The 20,723-nt window shown below is 64.9% G+C and carries 17 protein-coding genes; 13 read left to right on the forward strand and 4 right to left on the reverse strand.

From position 1 onward, the window contains the following. The first annotated feature begins 38 nt into the window (after positions 1-38). From SR858_RS08615 to SR858_RS08650, 8 genes are all read left to right on the forward strand, one after another. Positions 39-1,046 carry an ABC transporter substrate-binding protein gene (locus SR858_RS08615; protein WP_019922347.1) on the forward strand — a complete coding sequence of 336 codons (1,008 nt, stop codon included), beginning with the start codon at positions 39-41 and terminating at the stop codon, positions 1,044-1,046. 31 nt (positions 1,047-1,077) lie between these two features. Beyond that, positions 1,078-3,603 carry a TonB-dependent receptor plug domain-containing protein gene (locus tag SR858_RS08620; RefSeq protein ID WP_019922348.1) on the forward strand — a complete coding sequence of 842 codons (2,526 nt, stop codon included), beginning with the start codon at positions 1,078-1,080 and terminating at the stop codon, positions 3,601-3,603. Beyond that, complete coding sequence (locus SR858_RS08625; protein ID WP_019922349.1) at positions 3,593-4,597, forward strand: ABC transporter substrate-binding protein; 1,005 nt, start codon at positions 3,593-3,595, stop codon at positions 4,595-4,597. The genes SR858_RS08620 and SR858_RS08625 overlap by 11 nt, the downstream gene beginning before the upstream one ends. Positions 4,598-4,629: 32 nt before the next feature. Continuing rightward, positions 4,630-5,970: an LLM class flavin-dependent oxidoreductase gene (locus SR858_RS08630; protein WP_019922350.1), complete on the forward strand. Its 1,341-nt coding sequence runs from the start codon at positions 4,630-4,632 to the stop codon at positions 5,968-5,970. 13 nt (positions 5,971-5,983) lie between these two features. Next, complete coding sequence (locus SR858_RS08635; protein WP_019922351.1) at positions 5,984-6,565, forward strand: cysteine dioxygenase family protein; 582 nt, start codon at positions 5,984-5,986, stop codon at positions 6,563-6,565. Beyond that, positions 6,562-8,154 (forward strand): rhodanese-related sulfurtransferase, encoded by a 1,593-nt coding sequence (locus tag SR858_RS08640; RefSeq protein ID WP_019922352.1) that lies wholly within the window; start codon positions 6,562-6,564, stop codon positions 8,152-8,154. The genes SR858_RS08635 and SR858_RS08640 overlap by 4 nt, the downstream gene beginning before the upstream one ends. A gap of 115 nt (positions 8,155-8,269) precedes the next feature. Beyond that, positions 8,270-9,934, forward strand: coding sequence for a methyl-accepting chemotaxis protein (locus SR858_RS08645; protein WP_019922353.1), 1,665 nt, complete (start codon positions 8,270-8,272; stop codon positions 9,932-9,934). 5 nt (positions 9,935-9,939) lie between these two features. Next, complete coding sequence (locus tag SR858_RS08650; RefSeq protein ID WP_019922354.1) at positions 9,940-10,527, forward strand: nucleotidyltransferase family protein; 588 nt, start codon at positions 9,940-9,942, stop codon at positions 10,525-10,527. Positions 10,528-10,547: 20 nt separating this feature from the next. Here the strand turns inward: SR858_RS08650 and SR858_RS08655 are convergent, their stop codons facing one another. Both SR858_RS08655 and SR858_RS08660 read right to left on the reverse strand, forming a co-directional pair. Next, positions 10,548-11,042 (reverse strand): DUF6702 family protein, encoded by a 495-nt coding sequence (locus tag SR858_RS08655; RefSeq protein ID WP_019922355.1) that lies wholly within the window; start codon positions 11,040-11,042, stop codon positions 10,548-10,550. Next, complete coding sequence (locus SR858_RS08660; RefSeq protein WP_019922356.1) at positions 11,042-13,408, reverse strand: M1 family metallopeptidase; 2,367 nt, start codon at positions 13,406-13,408, stop codon at positions 11,042-11,044. Before SR858_RS08660 ends, SR858_RS08655 begins: the two co-directional genes overlap by 1 nt. 276 nt (positions 13,409-13,684) lie before the next feature. On the opposite strand from SR858_RS08660, the gene SR858_RS08665 reads away from it, so the two are divergent. From SR858_RS08665 to SR858_RS08680, 4 genes are all read left to right on the forward strand, one after another. After that, a complete protein-coding gene (locus SR858_RS08665; protein ID WP_019922357.1) occupies positions 13,685-14,644 on the forward strand; it encodes a siderophore ABC transporter substrate-binding protein in 960 nt (319 codons plus the stop codon). Between the two features lie 93 nt (positions 14,645-14,737). Then, complete coding sequence (locus SR858_RS08670; protein WP_019922358.1) at positions 14,738-15,712, forward strand: ABC transporter permease; 975 nt, start codon at positions 14,738-14,740, stop codon at positions 15,710-15,712. Further along, positions 15,702-16,679, forward strand: coding sequence for an iron chelate uptake ABC transporter family permease subunit (locus SR858_RS08675; protein ID WP_019922359.1), 978 nt, complete (start codon positions 15,702-15,704; stop codon positions 16,677-16,679). Before SR858_RS08670 ends, SR858_RS08675 begins: the two co-directional genes overlap by 11 nt. Further along, positions 16,676-17,434, forward strand: a complete 759-nt coding sequence (locus SR858_RS08680; RefSeq protein ID WP_019922360.1) for an iron ABC transporter ATP-binding protein — start codon at positions 16,676-16,678, stop codon at positions 17,432-17,434. The genes SR858_RS08675 and SR858_RS08680 overlap by 4 nt, the downstream gene beginning before the upstream one ends. Here the strand turns inward: SR858_RS08680 and SR858_RS08685 are convergent, their stop codons facing one another. After that, positions 17,435-19,006 (reverse strand): carboxylesterase/lipase family protein, encoded by a 1,572-nt coding sequence (locus SR858_RS08685; RefSeq protein ID WP_019922361.1) that lies wholly within the window; start codon positions 19,004-19,006, stop codon positions 17,435-17,437. 137 nt (positions 19,007-19,143) lie between these two features. On the opposite strand from SR858_RS08685, the gene SR858_RS08690 reads away from it, so the two are divergent. Next, complete coding sequence (locus tag SR858_RS08690; protein ID WP_019922362.1) at positions 19,144-19,512, forward strand: response regulator; 369 nt, start codon at positions 19,144-19,146, stop codon at positions 19,510-19,512. Here the strand turns inward: SR858_RS08690 and SR858_RS08695 are convergent, their stop codons facing one another. Then, the gene (locus SR858_RS08695) at positions 19,513-20,697 is read right to left on the reverse strand and encodes an MFS transporter (protein ID WP_019922363.1); all 1,185 of its coding nucleotides are present in this window, start codon (positions 20,695-20,697) and stop codon (positions 19,513-19,515) included. It abuts the gene before it with no gap. Positions 20,698-20,723 lie beyond the last annotated feature (26 nt).

Below are 20,723 nucleotides of genomic sequence, written 5' to 3' on the forward strand. Positions count from 1 at the left end.
AGCATCACCACTTAATTCAACTCGTACAGGCGGTAGCTATGGATTCGAAGGCATCGAAGGGCGGCGCTCGTCGTCAATTTCTACAACGTTCCGCCAGACTGGGCGCGGCGGGCGGCATCGCCGCGCTGTTCGGCGGCTGGAGCACCGGCGTACGCGCCAACGCGGTTCAGGCCCGCAATGCTTTTCTGCGCGTGGGCACCTACAAGGGCGGCGACTCGTATTACTTCAAGGAGGCGGGCGTGGACCAGATCCCGTACCGTACCCAGTTGGCCGAATTCGCGGCCGGTAACCTGATCGTGGAAGCGCTGGCCGCCGATTCGCTCGACCTGGGCGGCATGAGCGAGATCCCGCCTATCTTTGCCGCCGCCAGCGGCGCCAAGATGAAGGTGGTGGCGGTGCTGCGCGGGGATGTCAACAACCAGGTGGTGCTGGTGCCGAAGGGTTCCAAAATTGCCGATCCGGCCCAGTTCAAGGGCAAACGCATCGGCTATGCGCGCTCCACCACGTCGCACTATTTTCTGATCAAACTGCTCAAGGAAAACGGCTTGACCTTCAAGGACATCGAGCCGGTGGCGCTGGCGCCGCAGGATGCATTTGCGGCCTTCAAAAGCGGCCAGCTAGATGCCTGGGTGATCTTCGGCCTGGTGGTGGAACTGGCCAAGAGCCAGGGCGCGCGCGTACTGCGCACTGCCGACGGCTATTTGTCCGGTAACTACGTGATCAGCGCCGCCACCAAGGCCATTGTCGACCCGGTGCGGCACGCGGCCATCGGCGACTACCTGCAACGCATCTCGAAGGTGTACGACTGGATCAACCGCAATCCGCAGCCCTGGTCCGCCAAGAGCGGCCAGATTGCCGGTGTGCCGGCGCAGTACTTCCTCAACCAGGTGAGCCAGCGCAGCCAGCCCTACAAGCTCACTGCCATCGACGACGCGGCCATCGCCTCGCAGCAGCAGGTGGCCGACGTGTTTGCCGATGCGGGCCTGCTGGCGCGCCGCATCGACGTGCGCCCGTTGTGGGACCGCAGCTTTTCAACCTATCTGTAACCAATATATCCAAGCAAGAGGGAATTACGGCATGCAGCAGACCACTTATAACAATAAATCGCCCCGCCTGACGGCATTGCAACTGGCACTGGCGGCAGCAGGCTTGCTTGGCGCTGGCGTGGCCATCGCACAAAGCACTGCAGCACAAACCAGCGTGGGCCAGGTGCAGGACGTGGTGGTGACCACCGGCGTGCGTGGCGAGGCCCGCACCGTGGCCGACAGCCCGGCGCCGATCGACGTGATCAGCGGCGAGCAATTGATCCATACCGGCCGCGCCGAACTGGGCGAGGCGCTGGCGCGCCTGCTGCCGTCGTTTAACTTCGGCACCAACCAGGCTGGCGTCAACTCGGTGGTACGGCCGGTGAGCAATCGCGGCCTGGGACCGGCATATACGCTGGTGCTGGTCAACGGCAAGCGCCGCCACAACTCGGCGCTGCTGACCAACGGCGGCGGCGACACCAGCGGCGTCAACGCCATCGATCTCGATACCATTCCACTGTCGATTATCGACCATATCGAAGTGCTCAAGGACAGCGCTGCCGCCCAGTATGGCTCGGATGCGGTGGCCGGCGTGGTCAACGTGATCCTCAAGACCGGCAATCATGGCGGCCAGCTGGGAGTGAGCTACGGTGAGCTAAAAGAAGTGGACGGCAATCCGGGCAACGCCAAGATCGAAGGCAATGCCGGTTTCCGCCTGGGCGAGGATGGGTTTGTGAACATCGGCGTGGCGGCGCGCAAGCGCGGCCAGTCGTGGAAAAACTTCCCATCGACGAACCTGGTGGCGTATTCGCCAGCCTCGAACCCCAAGAACGCTACCTGGAACCGCGACGGTGCCCACAACGGCGATCCCGGCATCGAAGCCTACGACGTCGGCTTCAACCTGGAAAAGCCGCTCGACAAGGACACCACGCTGTACGCGTTCGGCACGGCCGGCACCCGCAACACGGTGGCCGGCAATAACTTCCGCCGCCCGAACGGCCTGGCGACCTTGGCCCAGGTATACCCGGACGGCTACTTCGCCATCAATAACATGAGCGCCTTCGACTTCCAGTTGAATGCCGGCGCACGTGGCCGCACGGCCGGCTGGAACTGGGACCTCAGCACCGGCTACGGCAAGAACCGCGCCCGCCAGTACAGCAACCTTACTCTGAACCCGTCGCTGGGGCCGACGTCTCCGACCAGCTTCGACAACCTGGCCACGTACCAGTTCGAGCAGTGGACCACCAACGAAGACTTTACGCGCGCCTTCGACGTGGGCCTGAAAAAGCCGCTGCAATGGTCGTGGGGCCTGGAGCAGCGTTTCGAGCGCTTCTCCACCTATGCCGGCGATCGCCTCGGTTACATCAACGGCGGCTACATCTTCCAGCCCGGCGACCAGGAAGGCAATCCGAACGTGGGCCGGCCGGCAGCGGTGGGCGCGCAGGCTGGCGTGGCCCTGTCACCCGATGACGCTACGCGCGTAAAACGCACGGTGCTGGCGATCTACAACGACATCGGCTTCTACCCGGTGGAGCAGTGGTTCGTGGGCGCGGCCGTGCGGGCGGAGCACTACAACGACAGCGCCGGCAATACCGCCAGCGGCAAGCTCAATACACGCTACGATTTTTCGCCGGTGGTGGCGATACGCGGCACCGCCGGTTCCGGCTTCCGTGCGCCGTCGCTCACGCAGATCGGCTACTCGCAAACCGACAACCGCACCAACATCAACCCGGTAACGGGCGAGGTGGCGCCAAGCCTGTCCAAGCTGCTGCGCAACGACTCCGACCTGGCCCGCCGCTTCGGCGCGCGCGACCTCGATCCGGAAAAGTCGGTGAACTTCGGCTTGGGGCTGGTGCTCAAACCGGCCGACAATATCAACATCACGCTCGACGGCTACCAGGTGAAGGTAAAAGACCGCATCGTGCGCACCGGTTACATGTTCGGCCCCGCCTTCGCACCAACGCTGCGCGCGGCAGGACTGACCGGCACTGAGTGGGTGCAGTACTTTGCCAACGCCATCGACACCCGCACCCGTGGCGCCGACCTGGTGACCGATCTGACCAGCGACTACGGCAGCTATGGCCTGGTGCGCTGGGGCGCGGCAGTGAACTGGAACCGCACCAAGGTCCAGCGCATCAACGCCACGCCTTCGGAGATCAGCGCGCTGGGCGCCAATACCGGCGGCAGCTCGGTGTGGTTCGGCTACTCGGCCGGCGGCGGCATCGGCGACCTGAGCGCCACGCCGCGCACCAAGATCATCCTGTCGGCGCGCTGGTTCGCGGGCGACTGGGAAGTCAATGCGCAAACCACGCGCTTCGATTCCTACACCTGGCAAACTACCGCCAACCGTGCCCAGGATTACCATTTTGGCGCCAAGTGGCTCACCGATTTCGACGTCAGCTATGCTGTCAGCAAGAGCATCAAGCTGGTGCTGGGCGCAGCCAACGTGTTCGACACCAAGCCTGACCGCAACGGCCCCGGCGACGCCAACTCGGGCAGCAGCGGCTTTACCTACGGCCCGTCGCCATTCGCGCCGAGCGGCGCCTACTACTATGGCAAGGTCGCATATGACTTTTGATCCCGACCGCGTGCGCCGCCTGCTGACCATGCTGCCGGCGGCGGCATTGCTGGGCGCCTGCGGCAAGCAGGGTGGCGCAACTGGCGCCACCGCTGCTGCCGGCGCTGCGCCCGATCTATCAAAGGTGACGCTGGTGCTGGGCGACCAGGTCAAGCTGCTGCGCACCAAGGCCGAAGCAGCCGGGGTGCTCGACAACCTGCCGTACCAGATCAAGTGGGCCAGCTTCCAGGGCGCCGCGCCGTTGTTCGAGGCGGTGGTGTCGGGCGACGTCGATACCGCGATGGCGGCCGACACGCCGGCGCTGGCTGCTGCTGCCGGCGGCGCGCGCGTCAAAGTGGTGGCGGCCAGCGTGTCGTCGCCGACCGGCGTGGCGATCCTGGTGCCGCCCGGTTCACCGATCAAGACGGTGGCGGACCTCAAGGGCCGCAACGTGATCGTCTCGTCCGCGCGCGGCAGCGTGTCGCACTACCTGCTGTTTGGCGCGCTGCGCGAGGCAGGGTTGAAGCCGGACGACGTGGTGACCGGCTTCATGCTGCCCAGCGATGCCGCCGTGGCCTTTTCGAGCGGGAAGATCGAGGCTTGGGCCACGTTCGGCACGTACCAGGCCAATGCCGAAATCCAGGGTGCGCGCATCCTGCGCGACGGCGTGGGCATCAACTCCGGCATCGGCGTGATTGCCGCGTCGGACGCCGCGCTGGCCGACCCGGGCAAGCGCGCGGCGCTGGCGGACGTGCTGCGGCGTCTGGCGCTGTCGAACACCTGGGCCAACGCGCATCCGAAGGAGTATGCCGCAGTCTTCCAGCAGCTGACCGGACTGCCGCCGGACGTGGTGAAGCTGGTGGTAGGCCGCGACCGCCCGCAACTGCGCGCCGTCGACCAGGAGATCGTGCGCCAGTTGCAGGACGTGGCCGATACGTTTTATGCAGCGAAGCTGTTCCCGAAACGGGTGGATGCAAGTGCGCTGGTCGATGCCAGCGTGTTCCGCCCGGTCTGAAACCATACAAAGAATTGATACAAGGAGTCATCATGAGCACACATCAAGCACCGCGCCAACTCAAACTCGGCTTCATCCTCCACGGCGTAGGCCCCGGCTGGGGCGATTGGCGCCATCCCGATGCCGATCCCACGGCCAGCACCAATATCGACTTCTACCTGCGCCAGGCCAAGCTGGCGGAGCAGGGCAAGTTCGACTTTCTGTTCGTGGCCGACAGCGTGCACATCACCGAAAAATCGAGCCCGCATTACCTGAACCGCTTCGAGCCGCTCACCATCCTCTCGGCGGTCGCCACCCACACGAAAAACATCGGCCTGGTGGGCACGCTCACTGTCAGCTACAGCGAGCCGTACACGGTGGCGCGCCAGTTCGCCTCGCTCGACCACATCAGCCGTGGCCGCGCGGGATGGAACGTGGTCACCTCGTGGTTGTCGGGCAGCGCCGAGAATTACGGCAAACCGGCGCACCCGCCGCATGAAGTGCGCTACCGCATCGCCGCCGAACACCTGACCACCGTGCAGGGACTGTGGGATTCGTGGGAGGACGACGCGCTGGTGCACAACAAGGAAACCGGCCAGTTCATCGATCCGGCCAAGCTGCATACTCTCAACCACCAGGGCGAGTTCTTCTCGGTGCGCGGACCGCTCAATATCGCCCGCTCGCCGCAGGGGCAGCCGGTGATTTTCCAGGCCGGCGCATCGGAAGACGGCCGCAATTTTTCGGCGCGGTATGCCGACGCCTTTTTCACCGAAGGCTCCACCATCGAATCGTCGCAGGCGTACTACGCCGACATCAAGAAGCGCGCCGCCGCCTTCGGCCGCGCGCCGCACCAGGCCAGCGTGCTGCCGGCGCTGCGCGCCATCGTGGGCGCGACTGAAGAAGAAGCGCAGGCGCTGCACCGCCAGGCCGAAGGGCTGATCCGCATCGAAGACGCGCTGGTGGCGCTGGCCCGGTCCTTCAACGAGCATGACCTGACCCAGTATCCGCTCGATGGCCCGTTCCCGGACATCGCCCAATATGGCGCCGACAGCAACCGCAGCTCGTCGGAGCGCATCATCCGTACCGCCCGCGAGGAAAATCTCACGCTGCGCCAGGCTGCGCTGCGTTACGCCAGCCCGCGCAAGGAATTCGTCGGTACCGGCGTGCAGGTGGCCGATGCGATCCAGCGCTGGTTCCTGAACGACGCCGCCGACGGTTTCATCCTGTTCGAGGCGCTGCCGTACCAGCTCGATGCTTTCATCACCCACGTGGTGCCGGTTCTGCAGGAGCGCGGCCTGTTCCGGCGCGAGTACGAGGCCACCACCTTGCGTGGTAATCTGGGCCTGGACGTGCCGGAAAACCGCAACACCGCCGCGCGCCGCCAGGCCGCGTAATCAGGGAGTAACCATGGCAGACACCATCGCCACCGGACAACCGGCGTCGCCCCGGCTGCGCCGCTTCATCGAGGCCCTGGGCCGCGTGCTGGAAGAGGGCGCCGACGAACCTCGCGTGGTGCGCGAGGGCGCGGCGTTGCTGCGTGACCTGGTGGCCCACGACGACTGGCTGCCCGACGACCTGGCCCAGCCCGACGCCCAATACTACCGCCAGTACCTGCTGTACCGCGATCCGCAGGCGCGCTTTTCCGTGGTCAGTTTCGTGTGGGGCCCGGGCCAGTCCACGCCCATCCATGACCATACCGTGTGGGGCCTGATCGGGCTGCTGCGCGGCGCCGAGATCTCGCAGGACTTCGAGCGCACGGCCGACGGCGCGCTGGTCAAACTGGGAGCGCCGCAGCGGCTCGAGACCGGCGCTGTCACCGCCGTCTCGCCATCGCTGGGCGACATCCACCAGGTCTTCAATGCCTACGCCGACCGCGTGTCGATCGGCATCCATGTCTATGGCGCCGACATCGGCGCGGTGGACCGCAGCGTCTTCTCGCCTGAGGGCGCTGTGAAACCTTTTCGTTCCGGCTACGCCAACCAACCATGACCAAAAATCTTACCGCGACCTATCAAGACGTGCGCGCCGACCTGCTGGCCGGCCGCGAAATCGCGCTGCTCGACGTGCGCGAGGAAGACCCGCACGCCCAGGCCCACCCGCTGTTCGCCGCCAATTTGCCGTTCGGCCGCATCGAGCTCGATGCCTACACCAAGCTGCCGCGCCGCGACGTGTGCATTGTCACGCTCGATGGCGGTGAAGGCCTGGCCGAACCGGCCGCCGCGCGCCTGCGCCAGCTGGGCTACCTCGATGTGGCCGTGCTGGCGGGCGGCGTCGATGGCTGGCGCGATGCCGGCGGCGAGTTGTTCCGCGATGTGAATGTGCCCAGCAAATCGTTCGGCGAACTGGTGGAGGAACAGCGCCACACGCCATCGCTGTCGGCGCCGGAAGTGCAGGCGCTGATCGACGGCGGCGACAACATCGTCATCCTCGACGCCCGCCGCTACGACGAATACCAGACCATGAGCATCCCGGGCAGTTATAGCGTGCCGGGCGCCGAGCTGGCGCTACGCGCGCGCGAACTGGCGCCCGACCCGGCCACCCGCATCATCGTCAACTGCGCCGGTCGCACGCGCAGCATCATCGGTACCCAGTCGCTGATCAACGCCGGCGTGCCCAATCCCGTCTCGGCGCTGCGCAACGGCACCATCGGCTGGACCCTGGCAGGACAGAAGCTGGCGCACGGCCAGTCGCGCACCTATCCGCCAGCCACGCAAGCCAATCAGCGGCAGGCGGCGCTGGATGCTCGCGCGCTGGCCGACCGCGCCGGCGTGCTGCGCGTGGCGCATGAGGGATTGGCGCAGCTGATCGCGGAAGCCGGCCGCACCACGTACCTGCTGGACGTGCGCAGCCCGGCGGAATTTGCCGATGGCCGCCTGCCGGGCTTCCGCTCCGCGCCCGGCGGCCAGCTGGTGCAGGAAACCGAGCAGTTCGCACCGGTGCGCGGCGCGCGCTTCGTGCTGGCGGACACCGACGGCGTGCGCGCCAACCTCACCGCGCACTGGCTGCGCCAGATGAACCATGAGGTGTATGTGCTCGACGGCGCTCAGGCGCAGCATTTCAACGTGACCACGCCGTGGAGCGCCGACTTGCCGCCTCATGCGCCGGTGGAGGAAATCGATCCGGCCACGCTGGCCCGCTGGCTCGATGACGATGCCGACGGCACCGTGGTGCTGGACTTTACCTCGGGCGTCAATCACGTCAAGCGCCACATTCCCGGCGCCTGGTTCGCGCTGCGTTCGGACTTGCAGGCGGCGCTGGCGCGGCTGCCGACCGGCGCGAAGCGCTACGTACTGACCTGCGGCAGCAGCCTGCTGGCGCGCTACGCGGCGGCCGACGTGCAGGCGCTCACCGACTTGCCGGTCGTGGTGCTGGCGGGCGGCACCACTGCGTGGGCCGACGCAGGGCTGCCGGTGGAGTCGGGCGAGCAGCGCCTGGCATCGCCGCTGATCGACCGCTATCGCCGGCCGTACGAAGGTACGGACAACCGCGCGGAAGCCATGCAGGCGTACCTGGACTGGGAGTTCGGCCTGGTGGCGCAGCTGGGACGCGACGGTACCCATGGCTTCCACGTGGTTTAAGCAATAACTTTATAGTTAATCCGTTAGTATAATTGCCCATTGGAAATGGTGCAGGTATAGTGGCAGGAGGCCGCGTCAAGATGGTCGCCAGCCCCTCACCTCCATGGAAAAGTCTATGAGTATCACTAAACGCTTGATCTTGACCTTGTCAGTGGCCTTGCTGGCCCTGATTTTCGTTGGCGTCACTGGGCTGTCCCAGCTCTCCAATGCCCACCACCGCCTGGACATGGTGCAAACCCGCCTGATCCCGAGCATTGAAGGACTGAACTCCGCCAAGAGCTATGCCGCCGCCACGCGCCTGGCCGGCTACCGCCTGTCGGTGTTCTCCAACCTGGAGGACAAGACGGCGCTCGACAAGGCCTACAACGACGCTCACGCCAAGTTCGACGAGGTGCTGGCCAGCTACGAGAAAAATCGCATTTTCGACGACACCGACCGCAAGATGCTGGAAGAGGACAAGCAGCACATGGCCGCCTACCGCCAGGCGCTGGTGCCGTTCATCGCGGGCGCCCACGCCGGCGACATGGACGCGGTGCGCGCCACGCTGATGCCGGGCACCCCGCTGGCGCTCACCGCCGCCGCGCTGACCAAGGGGTTTGACGACCACATCGCCTACAACAACAAGCTGATTGCCGACATCCGCGAAGAGAGCGTGAAGGCCTACGACTTCGCCTTTACCCTGCTGGTGAGCGTGGTGGCGCTGGCGCTGCTGGTGACCGGTGCGCTGGCCTGGCAACTGTATAAACTGATCAAGGGCAGCCTGGAATCGATCCGCAGCACGCTGGTGCACGTGAGCGAGACGCTGGACCTCACGCGCAAGATCCCGGTTGCGCGCATGGACGAAATCGGCCAGACGGCGGTGGCCTTCAACCAGCTGCTGGCGCAGATCGGCCGCGTGATCGACACCGTGCGCGCGTCCACCGGTGCGGTAGGTTCGGCCTCGAGCCAGATTGCCGCCGGCACCGGCGACCTGGCGCAGCGTACCGCCAGCCAGGCTGCGGCACTGGAAGAGACGTCCGCCAGCATGCATCAACTGACGTCCACCGTCGGCCAGAACGCCGACAACGCGCGCCAGGCCAACCAGCTGGCCCGCTCGGCCTCGCAGGTTGCCTCCGAGGGCGGCGCAGTGGTGGAGCAGGTGGTGGTGACCATGGGTTCGATCAACGAATCGTCGCGCAAGATCGTGGACATCATCTCGGTCATCGACGGCATCGCCTTCCAGACCAACATCCTGGCCCTGAACGCCGCCGTGGAAGCAGCGCGCGCCGGTGAGCAGGGCCGTGGCTTTGCCGTGGTGGCGAGCGAAGTGCGCAACCTGGCGCAACGCTCGGCCGCCGCCGCCAAGGAAATCAAGACGCTGATCGACGACTCGGTGGAAAAAGTAGGTTCGGGCACCAGGCTGGTGGAACAAGCCGGCACCACGATGCACGAAGTGGTATCGAGCATTCGCCAGGTAACCGACATCGTCGCCGAGATCAGCGCCGCCACCCAGGAGCAGAACGACGGCATCGCCCAGATCCACCGCGCGATCACGGAGATGGACGGCACCACCCAGCAAAACTCCGCACTGGTCGAAGAAACCGCCGCCGCCGCCGAGACCTTGCGCGAGCAGGCCGACATGCTGGAGCAGACGGTGGCCGCATTTACCATCGCGGCGGGGCAGGGCACCAAGCCGGCAGCGAAACCAGCACCAGCCAAGGCTGCGCCACGCGTGGCGTCCAGGGCGCAGCCGAAGTTGAAGGCGCCGGCGGCGACTGCCGATGAGTGGGAAGCGTTTTAACTCGCATGGCGGTTTGTTTGACATTGCCGGCAGAAGAACACTCTGAAAAACTCAAGGCCATCGCACGCGGGTCTGCATGGTTCATGCACGCGCTTCGTGCCGCCAGGTCTCTGGGGCTGCCTTCCTGGTGCATTGGTGCGGGTGCCGTGCGTAACCTGGTGTGGGACCACCTACATGGCTACGCAACGCCATCAGACCTCGCCGATATCGACCTTGCGTACTTCGACGAGCAGGAGTTACCGGAAGAAGAGACGCGGCACCAGGAAATAATCGCTCATGCCTGTCCGAATTTGCCCTGGGAGGTGACGAATCAAGCCCACGTCCACCTGTGGTTTGAAAAGTATTTCGGATATCCTGCCACGCCGCTGCACAGTCTCGCGGAGGCGGTGGCGACGTGGCCGGAGTTTGCTACGTCGGTGGGCATCGGTCTCGACGAAAATGACGCACTGCATATCATCGCGCCTTGGGGCCTCGGTGATTTATTCGAGATGCGAGTCCGGCGCAATCCGGCGCGGGTGAGCGAGGAGACGTTTTTAAACCGCACCAGGAGCAAGCGCTATATGGAACGCTGGCCGAAGGTGCGTGTGCTTTAAGGCAGTGGTCTTTTTGCGGACTACGGCACCACCTGGTCCAGACTCCCCTGGTCAAAGATCAACGTCTTCACCGGCCCGTCCACCTGCACATTGACGGTATTTTTCTGTGCTGGAATCAGGTCCGTCAGCACCGCGTTATGGATGCGCGAGCCGGCGCCGAGGCGGGTGCGGGCGATTTCCTGGAAGATCACCACGCTGTCGGCATCGGCCTTCATGCCGATCCAGGTCAGAGGCAGGCGTTCGCCCTTGCGGCCCGATACGGTGAACTGCTTTTCGGTGTACTTGCGCAGCAGCGCTTCGCTGCCCGGCTGGCCCAGGTCCACCACGCGGCCGGCCTGTTTGGTCAGCAGCGTGGCGACATCGTGCGCGGTGTAGGTGTGGACGATTTCAGTGCTGCCGGTGCGTGCGTTGTAGCTGATGTCGGCAATGCCCATGTGGTAGTTATGGGCGCTTGCCGCCACGCTGGAGAACACCAGCGCGGCGGCGGCGCCGCAGCGTAGCAAGCGCAGAACCATCAATTACCTGCTTCGGCCTTGGACTTGTCGTCCTTGGCCTTCAACGGGGTATTGTAGTCGCGCATCAGGTTGACCTTGTCACGCTCGGTCTTGAACAGCTCCAGGCGCGACTGGGTCGGCTTGCGCGGCCAGGCGTTGTTGCTGGTGTCGATGTCGGCGGTTTCCCAGTACGGGTCCTGGGTCAGGCCCACCATCGGCTCGTCGGTGACGATCAACTTGGTGATCTTCTTCGGCGAGTAGCGCCATACTTCGGCCGGAACGCGTTCCACGTATTTCTTGCCGCTCTTGAGTTCAATCTCGAGGATCAGCGGCATGACCAGGCCACCCACGTTGGAGAAGTCCACCAGGTACAGGTGCTTGCCCTGGTCCAGCAGCTGCTTTTCCCACGGTTCGAGCTTGTCCACCGCTTCGGCGTACGTGTTGCGGTCCTTGTTGGTGACCGTGAATTCGTCATGCTCGTTGTAGAAGTCCTTCAGCTCCGGGTGCGCGTCGGTGCGCTTCGGCAGGGACTTGTTCAACTGCTGCGAAATCGAGATCGGTTGCGCTTCCTTCTGCGCGCGGCGCCATGCCTTTTCCTTTTCCGGGTCCTTGGTGTTGACGCCGTACTCGCTGATGCCATCGATGCTGATGTCCACCGCATCGGTCGTGTAGAACCAGCCGCGCCAGAACCAGTCGAGGTCCGTGCCCGACGCATCTTCCATGGTGCGGAAGAAGTCGGCCGGGGTAGGGCGCTTGAACTTCCAGCGCTGCGCGTATTCCTTGAACGCGTAGTCGAACAGTTCGCGGCCCAGGATGGTTTCGCGCAGGATGTTGAGCGCGGTGGCCGGCTTGGCGTAGGCGTTGTTTCCGAACTGCAGCAGCGACTCCGAGTTGGTCATGATCGGCACCTGGTTCTGGCTGCGCATGTAGTCGACGATGTTGCGCGCTTCGCCGCGACGCGACGGGTAGTTGTCTTCCCACGCCTGCTCGGCCAGGTACTGCACGAAGGTGTTGAGGCCTTCGTCCATCCAGGTCCACTGGCGCTCGTCGGAATTGATGATCATCGGGTAGTAGTTGTGGCCTACCTCGTGGATGATCACGCCGATCAGGCCATACTTGGTCTGCTGCGAGTACGAAATTTCGCCGGTCTTCTTGTCCTTGGTCGGACGCGGGCCGTTGAACGAGATCATGGGATATTCCATGCCGCCCACCGGGCCGTTGACCGAGATCGCGGTCGGATACGGGTAGTCGAAGCTGTACTTGTTGTACTGCTCGATGGTGTGCACGATCGACTGGGTGCTGTACTTCTCCCACAGCGGATTGCCTTCCTTTGGATAGTAGGACATGGCCAGCACGTTGGTGCCGCCCTTTTTGTAGCCCTGCGCATCCCAGATGAACTTGCGGCTCGACGCCCAGGCGAAGTCGCGCACGTTGGCGGCCTTGAAGTGCCAGGTCTTCGACGCGGTGCTGACCGATTTTTCGGCCTGCTCGGCTTCGGCCTGGGTGACGATCACCACCGGCTTGTCCGAGGTTTTCGCCTTGGCCAGGCGGTCGCGCTGCGCCGCGCTCAGGACATCGCCAGGGTTTTGCAGTTCGCCGGTGGAGGCCACCACGTGGTCGGCCGGCACCGTCAGTTTCACATCGTAGTCGCCGAATTCCAGCGTGAACTCGCCGGAGCCGAGGAACTGCTTGTGCTGCCAGCCCGTCACGTCGTAGTAGGCCGCCATGCGCGGGAACCACTGGGCGATTTCGAACAGGTCGTTCTTGTCCGCTTCAAAATGCTCGTAGCCGGAACGGCCGCCCAGCACCAGCTGCTCGTTGATGTTGTACGACCAGTCGATATTGAAGCTGTAGGTCTGGCCCGGCTTCAACGGCGTTGGCAGGTCGATGCGCATCATGGTGCGGTTGATGACGTGCTTGAGCGGCTGGCCGCCGGCTGTCACCGCGCCGATCTTGAAGCCGCCATCGAAGTCGCGACCGGCCAGCACGCCGCGCAAGCCTTCGAACTTGAAGCCGTCTTCGGCACCGCGTGGCTTGGTCCACGCTTCGCGCGAGGGCTGCGTGAGCATCATGCGCGCGTCGGAATCCTTTTTGTAGATGTTCTGGTCCAGCTGCACCCACAGGTAGGTGAGGGTGTCGGGCGAATTATTGTGGTAGCGGATCTGCTCCGAGCCGGTCAAAGAGCGCTTCGATTCGTCCAGCGTGGCGCGGATGGTGTAGTCGGCGCGCTGCTGCCAGTAAGCCGCACCGGGGGCGCCGGAAGCCGTGCGATAGGTGTTGGCGGTAGGGAGAACTTCGTCCAGTTGACGGAATTTGTCGTCGAAAGGCTCCGCCGCAAACGCGGATACGGTCAAGCATAAGGCCATGAAGCCGAAGGTTGTGCGCATAGTTTGTGTTCCTGCTCTTTACCCGAATAAAAGGAAGTAGTGTATAGCAACCTTCTGAATTATTTCCCGCAGATACAATAATATACAAACCAACATATGGTTTATACGATTAGTGTATTTGCATAGTCACAGCTGTCACCAAGGCGGTGCAAAACCGGACCTGCCTGCACTGTTTTGAGCCGGCCTGGCGCAGGTCTGCCACACTTTGACAAACTTTTCGGCGCCTTCCTGCATATCGTAATGAGAGTTATTCAGAAAACTCACTCAGGAACCGATATGACGATCACCACGCTCTTCCACCGCCGCCGCTCCATCCTAGCCCTTGCCGCCGCCATGGCCCTGGCCCCGGCTTACGCCCAAAGCACGGTGCAGCTCAAGCACGCCGGCGGCACGACGGCGGTGCCGGCCAACCCGAAGAAGGTGATCGTGCTCGATATCACCACCCTCGACAACCTGGCTGCGCTCGACGTCAACGTGGCCGGTGCGCCCACTGCCAGCGCGTCGAACAAGCCGCTGGCCGGGCGCCTGGCGCGGTTCAATGCGGTGCCGAAAATGGGCACGCTGTTCGAGCCGGACTTCGAAAAAATCCACGCCGCCAAGCCGGACCTGATCATCGTCGGCGGCCGCTCGCAGGCCAAGTACGCCGACCTGGCCAAGATCGCGCCGACCATCGACCTGACCGTCGATCGCGCCAACCTGGTGGACAGCGCCCGCGCCAACGTCAGCCTGCTGGCCAACCTGTTCGGCAAACAGGCCAGGGCCCAGGAACTGCAAACCAGGCTCGATGCCTCGATCGCCACGCTGAAAACCCGGGCGGCCACCGCCGGCACAGGCCTGATCGTGCTCACCACGGGCGGCAAGATGAGCGCCTACGGTCCCGGCTCGCGCTTCGGCGTGCTGCACGACAGCTTCGGCATCAAGCCGGCCGTGGCCAAGCTCGATACGGCCAACCACGGCCAGGCCATCTCGTTCGAATTCATCCAGAAGACCAATCCCGACTGGCTGTTCGTGATCGACCGCGACGCCGCCATCGGCCGCGAAGGCGCGTCGGCGCAGAAATTCCTCGACAATGAACTGGTGCGCCAGTCCACCGCGTGGAAGAAAAAACAGGTGGTGTACCTGAACGCGTTGAACTGGTACACGCTGGGCAGCGCCAGCATCGGCGCGCTGCAGGAGAACATCGACCAGTTGTCGGCTGCGCTGGCAGCCGCCCAGGTTGCTCAGGCGGGACGCTAAGACCGTGGGCCTGGCAATGCCGCTGCGAGGCGGTGCGGCGTCATGACGCGCACGGTTGCGAGGGGTGCAGAAGGAGGGCAGGGCGCGGCCGGCATGCGGCGCGTGCCGTCGCTCCTGTGGCTGGCGTTGCCGCTGCTGGCCACTGCCGCGCTGGTGATGCTCAGCGTGGGCATCGGCGCCGGCGACTTCAGTTTTGCCGCGCTGCTGGGCGGCGACGCCAATGCCTGGCAGCTGCTGGTGGTCAGCCGCCTGCCGCGCACGGTGGCGCTGCTGCTGGCGGGGGTGTCGCTGGCGGTGGCGGGGCTGATCATGCAGATGCTGGTGCGTAACCGCTTCGTCGAGCCATCGACCGCCGGCACCATCGAATCGGCCACGCTGGGCATCCTGGCCGTGATGCTGCTGGCGCCCGATACACCGGTGTTCGGCAGGATGCTGGTGGCTGCCGCCTTCGCGCTGGCCGGCACTTTCTTGTTCCTGGCGCTGCTGCGCCGCATTCCCCTGCGCTCGCCGTACCTGGTGCCGCTGGTGGGCCTGATCCTGGGCGGCGTGGTGCAGGCGGCCACCACGTTCTTCGCCTTCCGCCACGACATGCTGCAAAACCTGCATGCATGGACCGTGGGCGATTTTTCCGGTGTGCTGCGTGGGCGCTACGAGCTGTTGTGGATCGGCGGCGCGCTGGCGCTGGCCGCGTGGATCGCCGCCGACCGCTTCACCGTGGCCGGCATGGGCCGGCAGTTCACCACCAACCTGGGGCTGAACTACAAGCGCCTGACCTTCTGGGGCCTGGCGATCGTCTCGGCGATTGCCGCCGTGGTGGTGGTCACGGCCGGCAGCATTCCGTTCCTGGGGCTGATCGTGCCCAATGTCGTCAGCCTGCTGTTTGGCGACAATATGCGCCGCGCGGTGCCCTGGGTGGCGGTGCTGGGCGGGTTGTTCGTGCTGGCGTGCGACATCGTCGGCCGGCTGGTGGTGTTCCCGTACGAGATCCCGATCGGCACCGTGGTCGGCGTCGTCGGCAGCACCCTGTTCCTGTATTTGTTGTTGCGAGGCCGCTCCCGTGAAGCTTGATGTCACTCCCCAGGTTCGCCTGCTGCTCCTGGCCAGCGCCGCGCTGGCGCTGGCCGCCACCTTCCTGCTGATCGGCGCCAGCGGCAACTGGTCGTTCGTGCTGCCGTTCCGGGGCGCCAAGCTGGCGGCGATGGTGCTGGTGGCGTACGCGATCGCGGTGTCGTCGGTGCTGTTCCAGTCGATCACGCACAACCGCATCCTCACCCCGGCCATCATGGGCTTCGATACGCTGTACCTGCTGATCCAGGCGGTGATCATTTTTACCCTGGGCGGCAATCTGCCGGGCGTCGCTCCGCTGGCCGATCTCGGCGGCGCCAATGTGCGCTTCGCGGTGGAGGTGGTGCTGATGACGGGCTTCGCCTGCCTGCTGTTCCGGGCACTGTTTACCGGCGCAGCCCACAGCCTGCACCTGATGCTGCTGGCCGGGATCGTGTTCGGCCTGCTGTTTCGCAGTCTCTCCAGTTTTGTGATGCGCCTGATCGACCCCAACGAATTCATGGTGCTGCAAGACCGCATGTTCGCGTCGTTCAACAGCATCCAGACCAGCTTGCTATGGGTGGCGACGGTAGCCGTGGCGCTGGCGTCATTGCTGGCCTGGCGGCTGCGCCAGCGCTACGACGTGCTGGCGCTGGGGCGCGATATCGCGGTCAACCTCGGCATCGATTACCGCCGCACGGTAATGCTCACGCTGGCCCTGATCGCGGTGATGGTGTCGGTATCGACCGCGCTGGTAGGGCCGGTGACGTTCTTCGGCCTGTTGGTCAGCAACCTGGCGTACGTGACCGCCGGCTCCGACAAGCACAAGCACCTGCTGCCGATGGCGGTGCTGTGGGGCGTGGTGTGCCTGGTGGGCGGTCAGTTGCTGCTCGAGCGCGTGCTCGAACTGAATGCCACCGTCAGCGTGGTCATCGAATTTTCCGGCGGCCTGTTGTTCCTGTTCCTGATCACCCGTAGAAAGCAGCCATGATCGAGATTTCCCAACTGAGCAAGCGTTACGACGACACCGTGGTGGTGGACGATGTGACGTTGACACTGCCCGCCGGTGGCGTGACCGCCATCATCGGCCCGAACGGCGCCGGCAAATCCACGCTGTTGTCGATGATCAGCCGCCTGCTGCCGATGAGCGCGGGACGGGTGCTGGTCGATGGCATCGACGTGGTGCAGGGCGACAGTTCTGCACTGGCGCGCCGGCTGGCGATCCTGCGCCAGGATAACCACCTGCCGATGCGGCTGACGGTGCGCGACCTGGTGGCGTTCGGGCGCTTTCCCCACACGCGCGGCCGGCCCACGGTGGCAGACGCGGCCCACGTCGAACGGGCACTCGGCTACCTGGGCCTCGAGGAGCTGGCCGGGCGCTTCCTCGACCAGCTCTCGGGCGGCCAGCGCCAGCGCGCCTTCGTGGCCATGGTGCTGTGCCAGGATACCGACTACGTGCTGCTCGACGAACCGCTGAATAATCTCGACATGCGCCACGCAGTGGAGATGATGCGGCTGTTACAGCGCGCCGCGCGCGAATTGGGCAAGACCGTGATCCTGGTACTCCACGATATCAACTTCGCGGCGTGCTACGCCGACCGCATCGTCGCCATGAAGGACGGGCAGCTGGCGTATTTCGGCACGCCGCAGGAGCTGATCGTGCCCGATGTGCTGCGCGACCTGTACCAGCTTGAAATCCGCGTGCACGAGGTGGATGGGCAGCGCATCTGCGTGTATTACAATTAACTATCGCGGCCGTCCAGACACCGCGTCCTGGAACTCGAAGCGGGCGTCGTCGGGCGCCGCGATGGCGCGCGGTTCCACATCGAGCAGCATTACCGGCGAGCCGGCGCCGGGGACCGCCCGCGGCCATTTCGGCAGACCGGCGCCATTAGGGTTGCCGGTCTTGATGAAGTTGGCGAAGTAGCCTTGCATCTGCTTCGACAGCGCGCGGTCCTCGGGTGTCCACGCATAGGTCTTGTTGCCATCGAGGTTGCCAAGCGCGTATTCGATTTCGGCCGAATGGGCCGCCCCCGTGTCGCCGGGCCGCGCGCGCGCGTAGTAGTAGCGGTACACCGGCTTGCCGCTGTTGCGTGCATGGCTGTCGAGCCATCGCCAGGTGCCGTACGAAATGAAGCGGTCGCTGGCCAGGTTGGTGGCGGCCGTGGCCACCTCGTCGGCCGAGGCGCCTGCGCCCAGGTAGGCGAGGCGCGCCGTATCGGCTTGGTCGCCGTAGAGTTTTTGCAGCGCGGCGTCGAAGTTGTCCACGGTGGATTCGTCCTGGCCCAGCACCTGTTTAAAAGACCCCTCGTGCGAGTTCCAGCCCGCCAGCAAGGGCACCCGGGCTTGCTGGCCGGCTGCGTACATCAGTTCTGGCGAACGCGGTAGCACATAGCCATCTTCGATCACGAAGAAGCCTGTGCGGGTAGCGGGTATGGCGTCGAGCAGTTGCTGGGCCGGCAGGGCGCGCAGCGCAGCCAGGTCGGCCGCGCCGATTTTGGCGGCGAAGGCGGCGCCGGCCCGTTCGGCATCGGCCAGCGTTTGCGGCGCATGCAGGCCAAGCAGCGAACCGCTCTCGCCGATGGCGCCGGCGATCAGGCCCTTTGCCAGCGGCGAGATCATTTGTGCGCTGACCGAGAACGAACCGGCCGATTCGCCGGCGATGGTCACCCGCGCCGGGTCGCCGCCGAACGCGGCGATATTCCTGTTTACCCATTGCAGTGCAGCTGCCTGATCCATCAGGCCGTAGTTACCGGAGGCCTGGTGCGGCGATTCGGCCGACAGTTCCGGATGCGCCAGGAAGCCGAACACGTTGAGGCGATAATTGACGGTCACGGTGACGATGCCTTTGGCCGCCATGGCCGCGCCGTCATAGCGCGGTTCCGAACTGTCGCCAGCCGCGAAACCGCCGCCGTAAAAGTACACCAGCACCGGCAGCTTGGCGCCCTTGACCTTGGCGGGTTTTGCCGGCGTCCATACGTTCAGATACAGGCAGTCCTCGCTGCCGGTGTCGGACCGGAACACCATGTCGGCAAATAGCGGCAGCTGCATCGGACGCGGTCCGAACTGCGTGGCCGGGCGCACGCCGCGCCATGCCTGCGCCGGTTGCGGCGCCTTCCAGCGCAAGTCGCCCACCGGCGGCGCCGCGTACGGGATGCCCTTGTACGAGGCCACGCCGGTGGCCAGCACCGCGCCTTCGACGACTCCGGTGGCGGTCATCGCGCGCGGCGCTTGGGCAGGCGTCGCCTGCGAGGCGGCGGGCAGGGAAGCAAACGCCAGGGCGCTGGCGGCGAACAACAGGCGAGAGGCATGGGTCATGTCATGTTCATTGATGAGGAAAACGACAACTATACTCTGGCTCTCATTCCAGCGTCGCTCAAGGGTACGCTGGCGAACATACAGGGCACTGGCGCGTTGCTACGATCAACCCATCAACAATCACAACGAGGTCCATCATGGCAAGCGCAAAACAAGTCCTGGTCGTAGACGACAATGTCGAAATGGTGGAAATCCTGTCGGCCATGCTGCAGCACCACGGTTACGAAACCGCGTCGGCCCACAACGGCTACGAGGCATGCGACTGGGTGCGCGAAGGGATGCCGCGCGCCATCATCATGGACCTGGGCATGCCGTGGATGGACGGCTTTGGCGCGGTGCGCGCCATCCGCCGCATGCCGGGCGCCGAAGCGCTGCCGATCATTGCGCTCAGCGGATCAAACGACAACGACTCGGCCAAGAAGGCAGTGGCGGCCGGGTTTACCCAGCACTTCTCCAAGCCGCTCAACTTCGAGCACCTGAACCACTACCTCAACACCCTGAACTGATCAGGCAGCAGGTGCGGCCTGGCGCTTGCCGGCCGCGCCTGCGAACACCAGCAGCAGTCCCGCTGCCGCCAGCAGGGCGCCAGCCACCGGAATCGCTGCGTAACCGAAACCTTGTGAGATCACCGCGCTGCCCACGGCCGCGCCAAGCGCGTTGCCCAGGTTGAACGCCCCCACGTTGACCGACGACGCCAGTCCCGGCGCCTCGGCAGCCGCGTGCATTACGCGAATCTGCACCGGCGGTACCAGTGCAAACGCCGCCGCTCCCCACAGCGTCAACCCGATCAATGCTCCCCAGTGGCTGCCGAGCAGCAGCGGCAACGCCAGCATGATCGCGGCCAGCGACGCCAGGAAAATTATGGTGGCGCCGTCGAGCGACCAGTCGGCCAGTTTGCCGCCGATGCCATTACCGATGGTGAAGCCAACCCCGATCAACACCAGCGCCAGCGTGATGAACAGCTGCGACGCGCCGGTGATCGTGGTCAGCACCGGGGCCACGTAGGTATAGAGCGTAAACATCGCCGCCGAACCCATGACGGTGGTGGCCATGGCAATGAGTACCACCGGGCGCGCCAGCACCCGCAGTTCCTTGCCGATGTCCGGCATCGCGCCTTTTTCGCCGCGCGGCAGGGCCAGCACCAGCGCGGCCATCGCCAGCAGACCCAGGCCGGCGGTGCCGGCAAACGCCATGCGCCAGCCGATCTGCTGGCCGATCCAGGTGGCGGCCGGCACGCCCCCGATATTGGCGATGGTCAGACCCATGAACATGGTGGCCACCGCGCTGGCCCGTTTTTCCGGCGCCACCAGGTTGGCCGCAACCACCGAGCCGATGCCGAAGAAGGCGCCGTGATTGAGGCTGGTGACCAGGCGCGAGGCGAGCAGGGGCCAGTAGCCGGGCGCCATGGCCGACAGCAGGTTACCGAGGATGAAAATCGAGACCAGCGTGAGCAGCGCATGCTTGGCGCGCAGGCGCGCGAGCAGCAGTGTCATGATCGGTGCGCCAATCATCACGCCCAGCGCATAGGCGCTGATCAACAGGCCGGCGCTGGGGATGGAGACGTGGACGCCTTCGGCGATCACCGGCAGCAGTCCCATCGGAGCGAATTCCGTGGTGCCGATACCGAAGGCGCCGACGGCCAGGGCCAGCAGCGGCCAGGTTGGAGTTGTAGTGGCGGAAGGGGAGGTCATGATCGACTATTGGTTGCCTTAAAGGC

The sequence above is a fragment of the Duganella zoogloeoides genome, assembly GCF_034479515.1.
Lineage (GTDB): Bacteria > Pseudomonadota > Gammaproteobacteria > Burkholderiales > Burkholderiaceae_D > Rugamonas > Rugamonas zoogloeoides.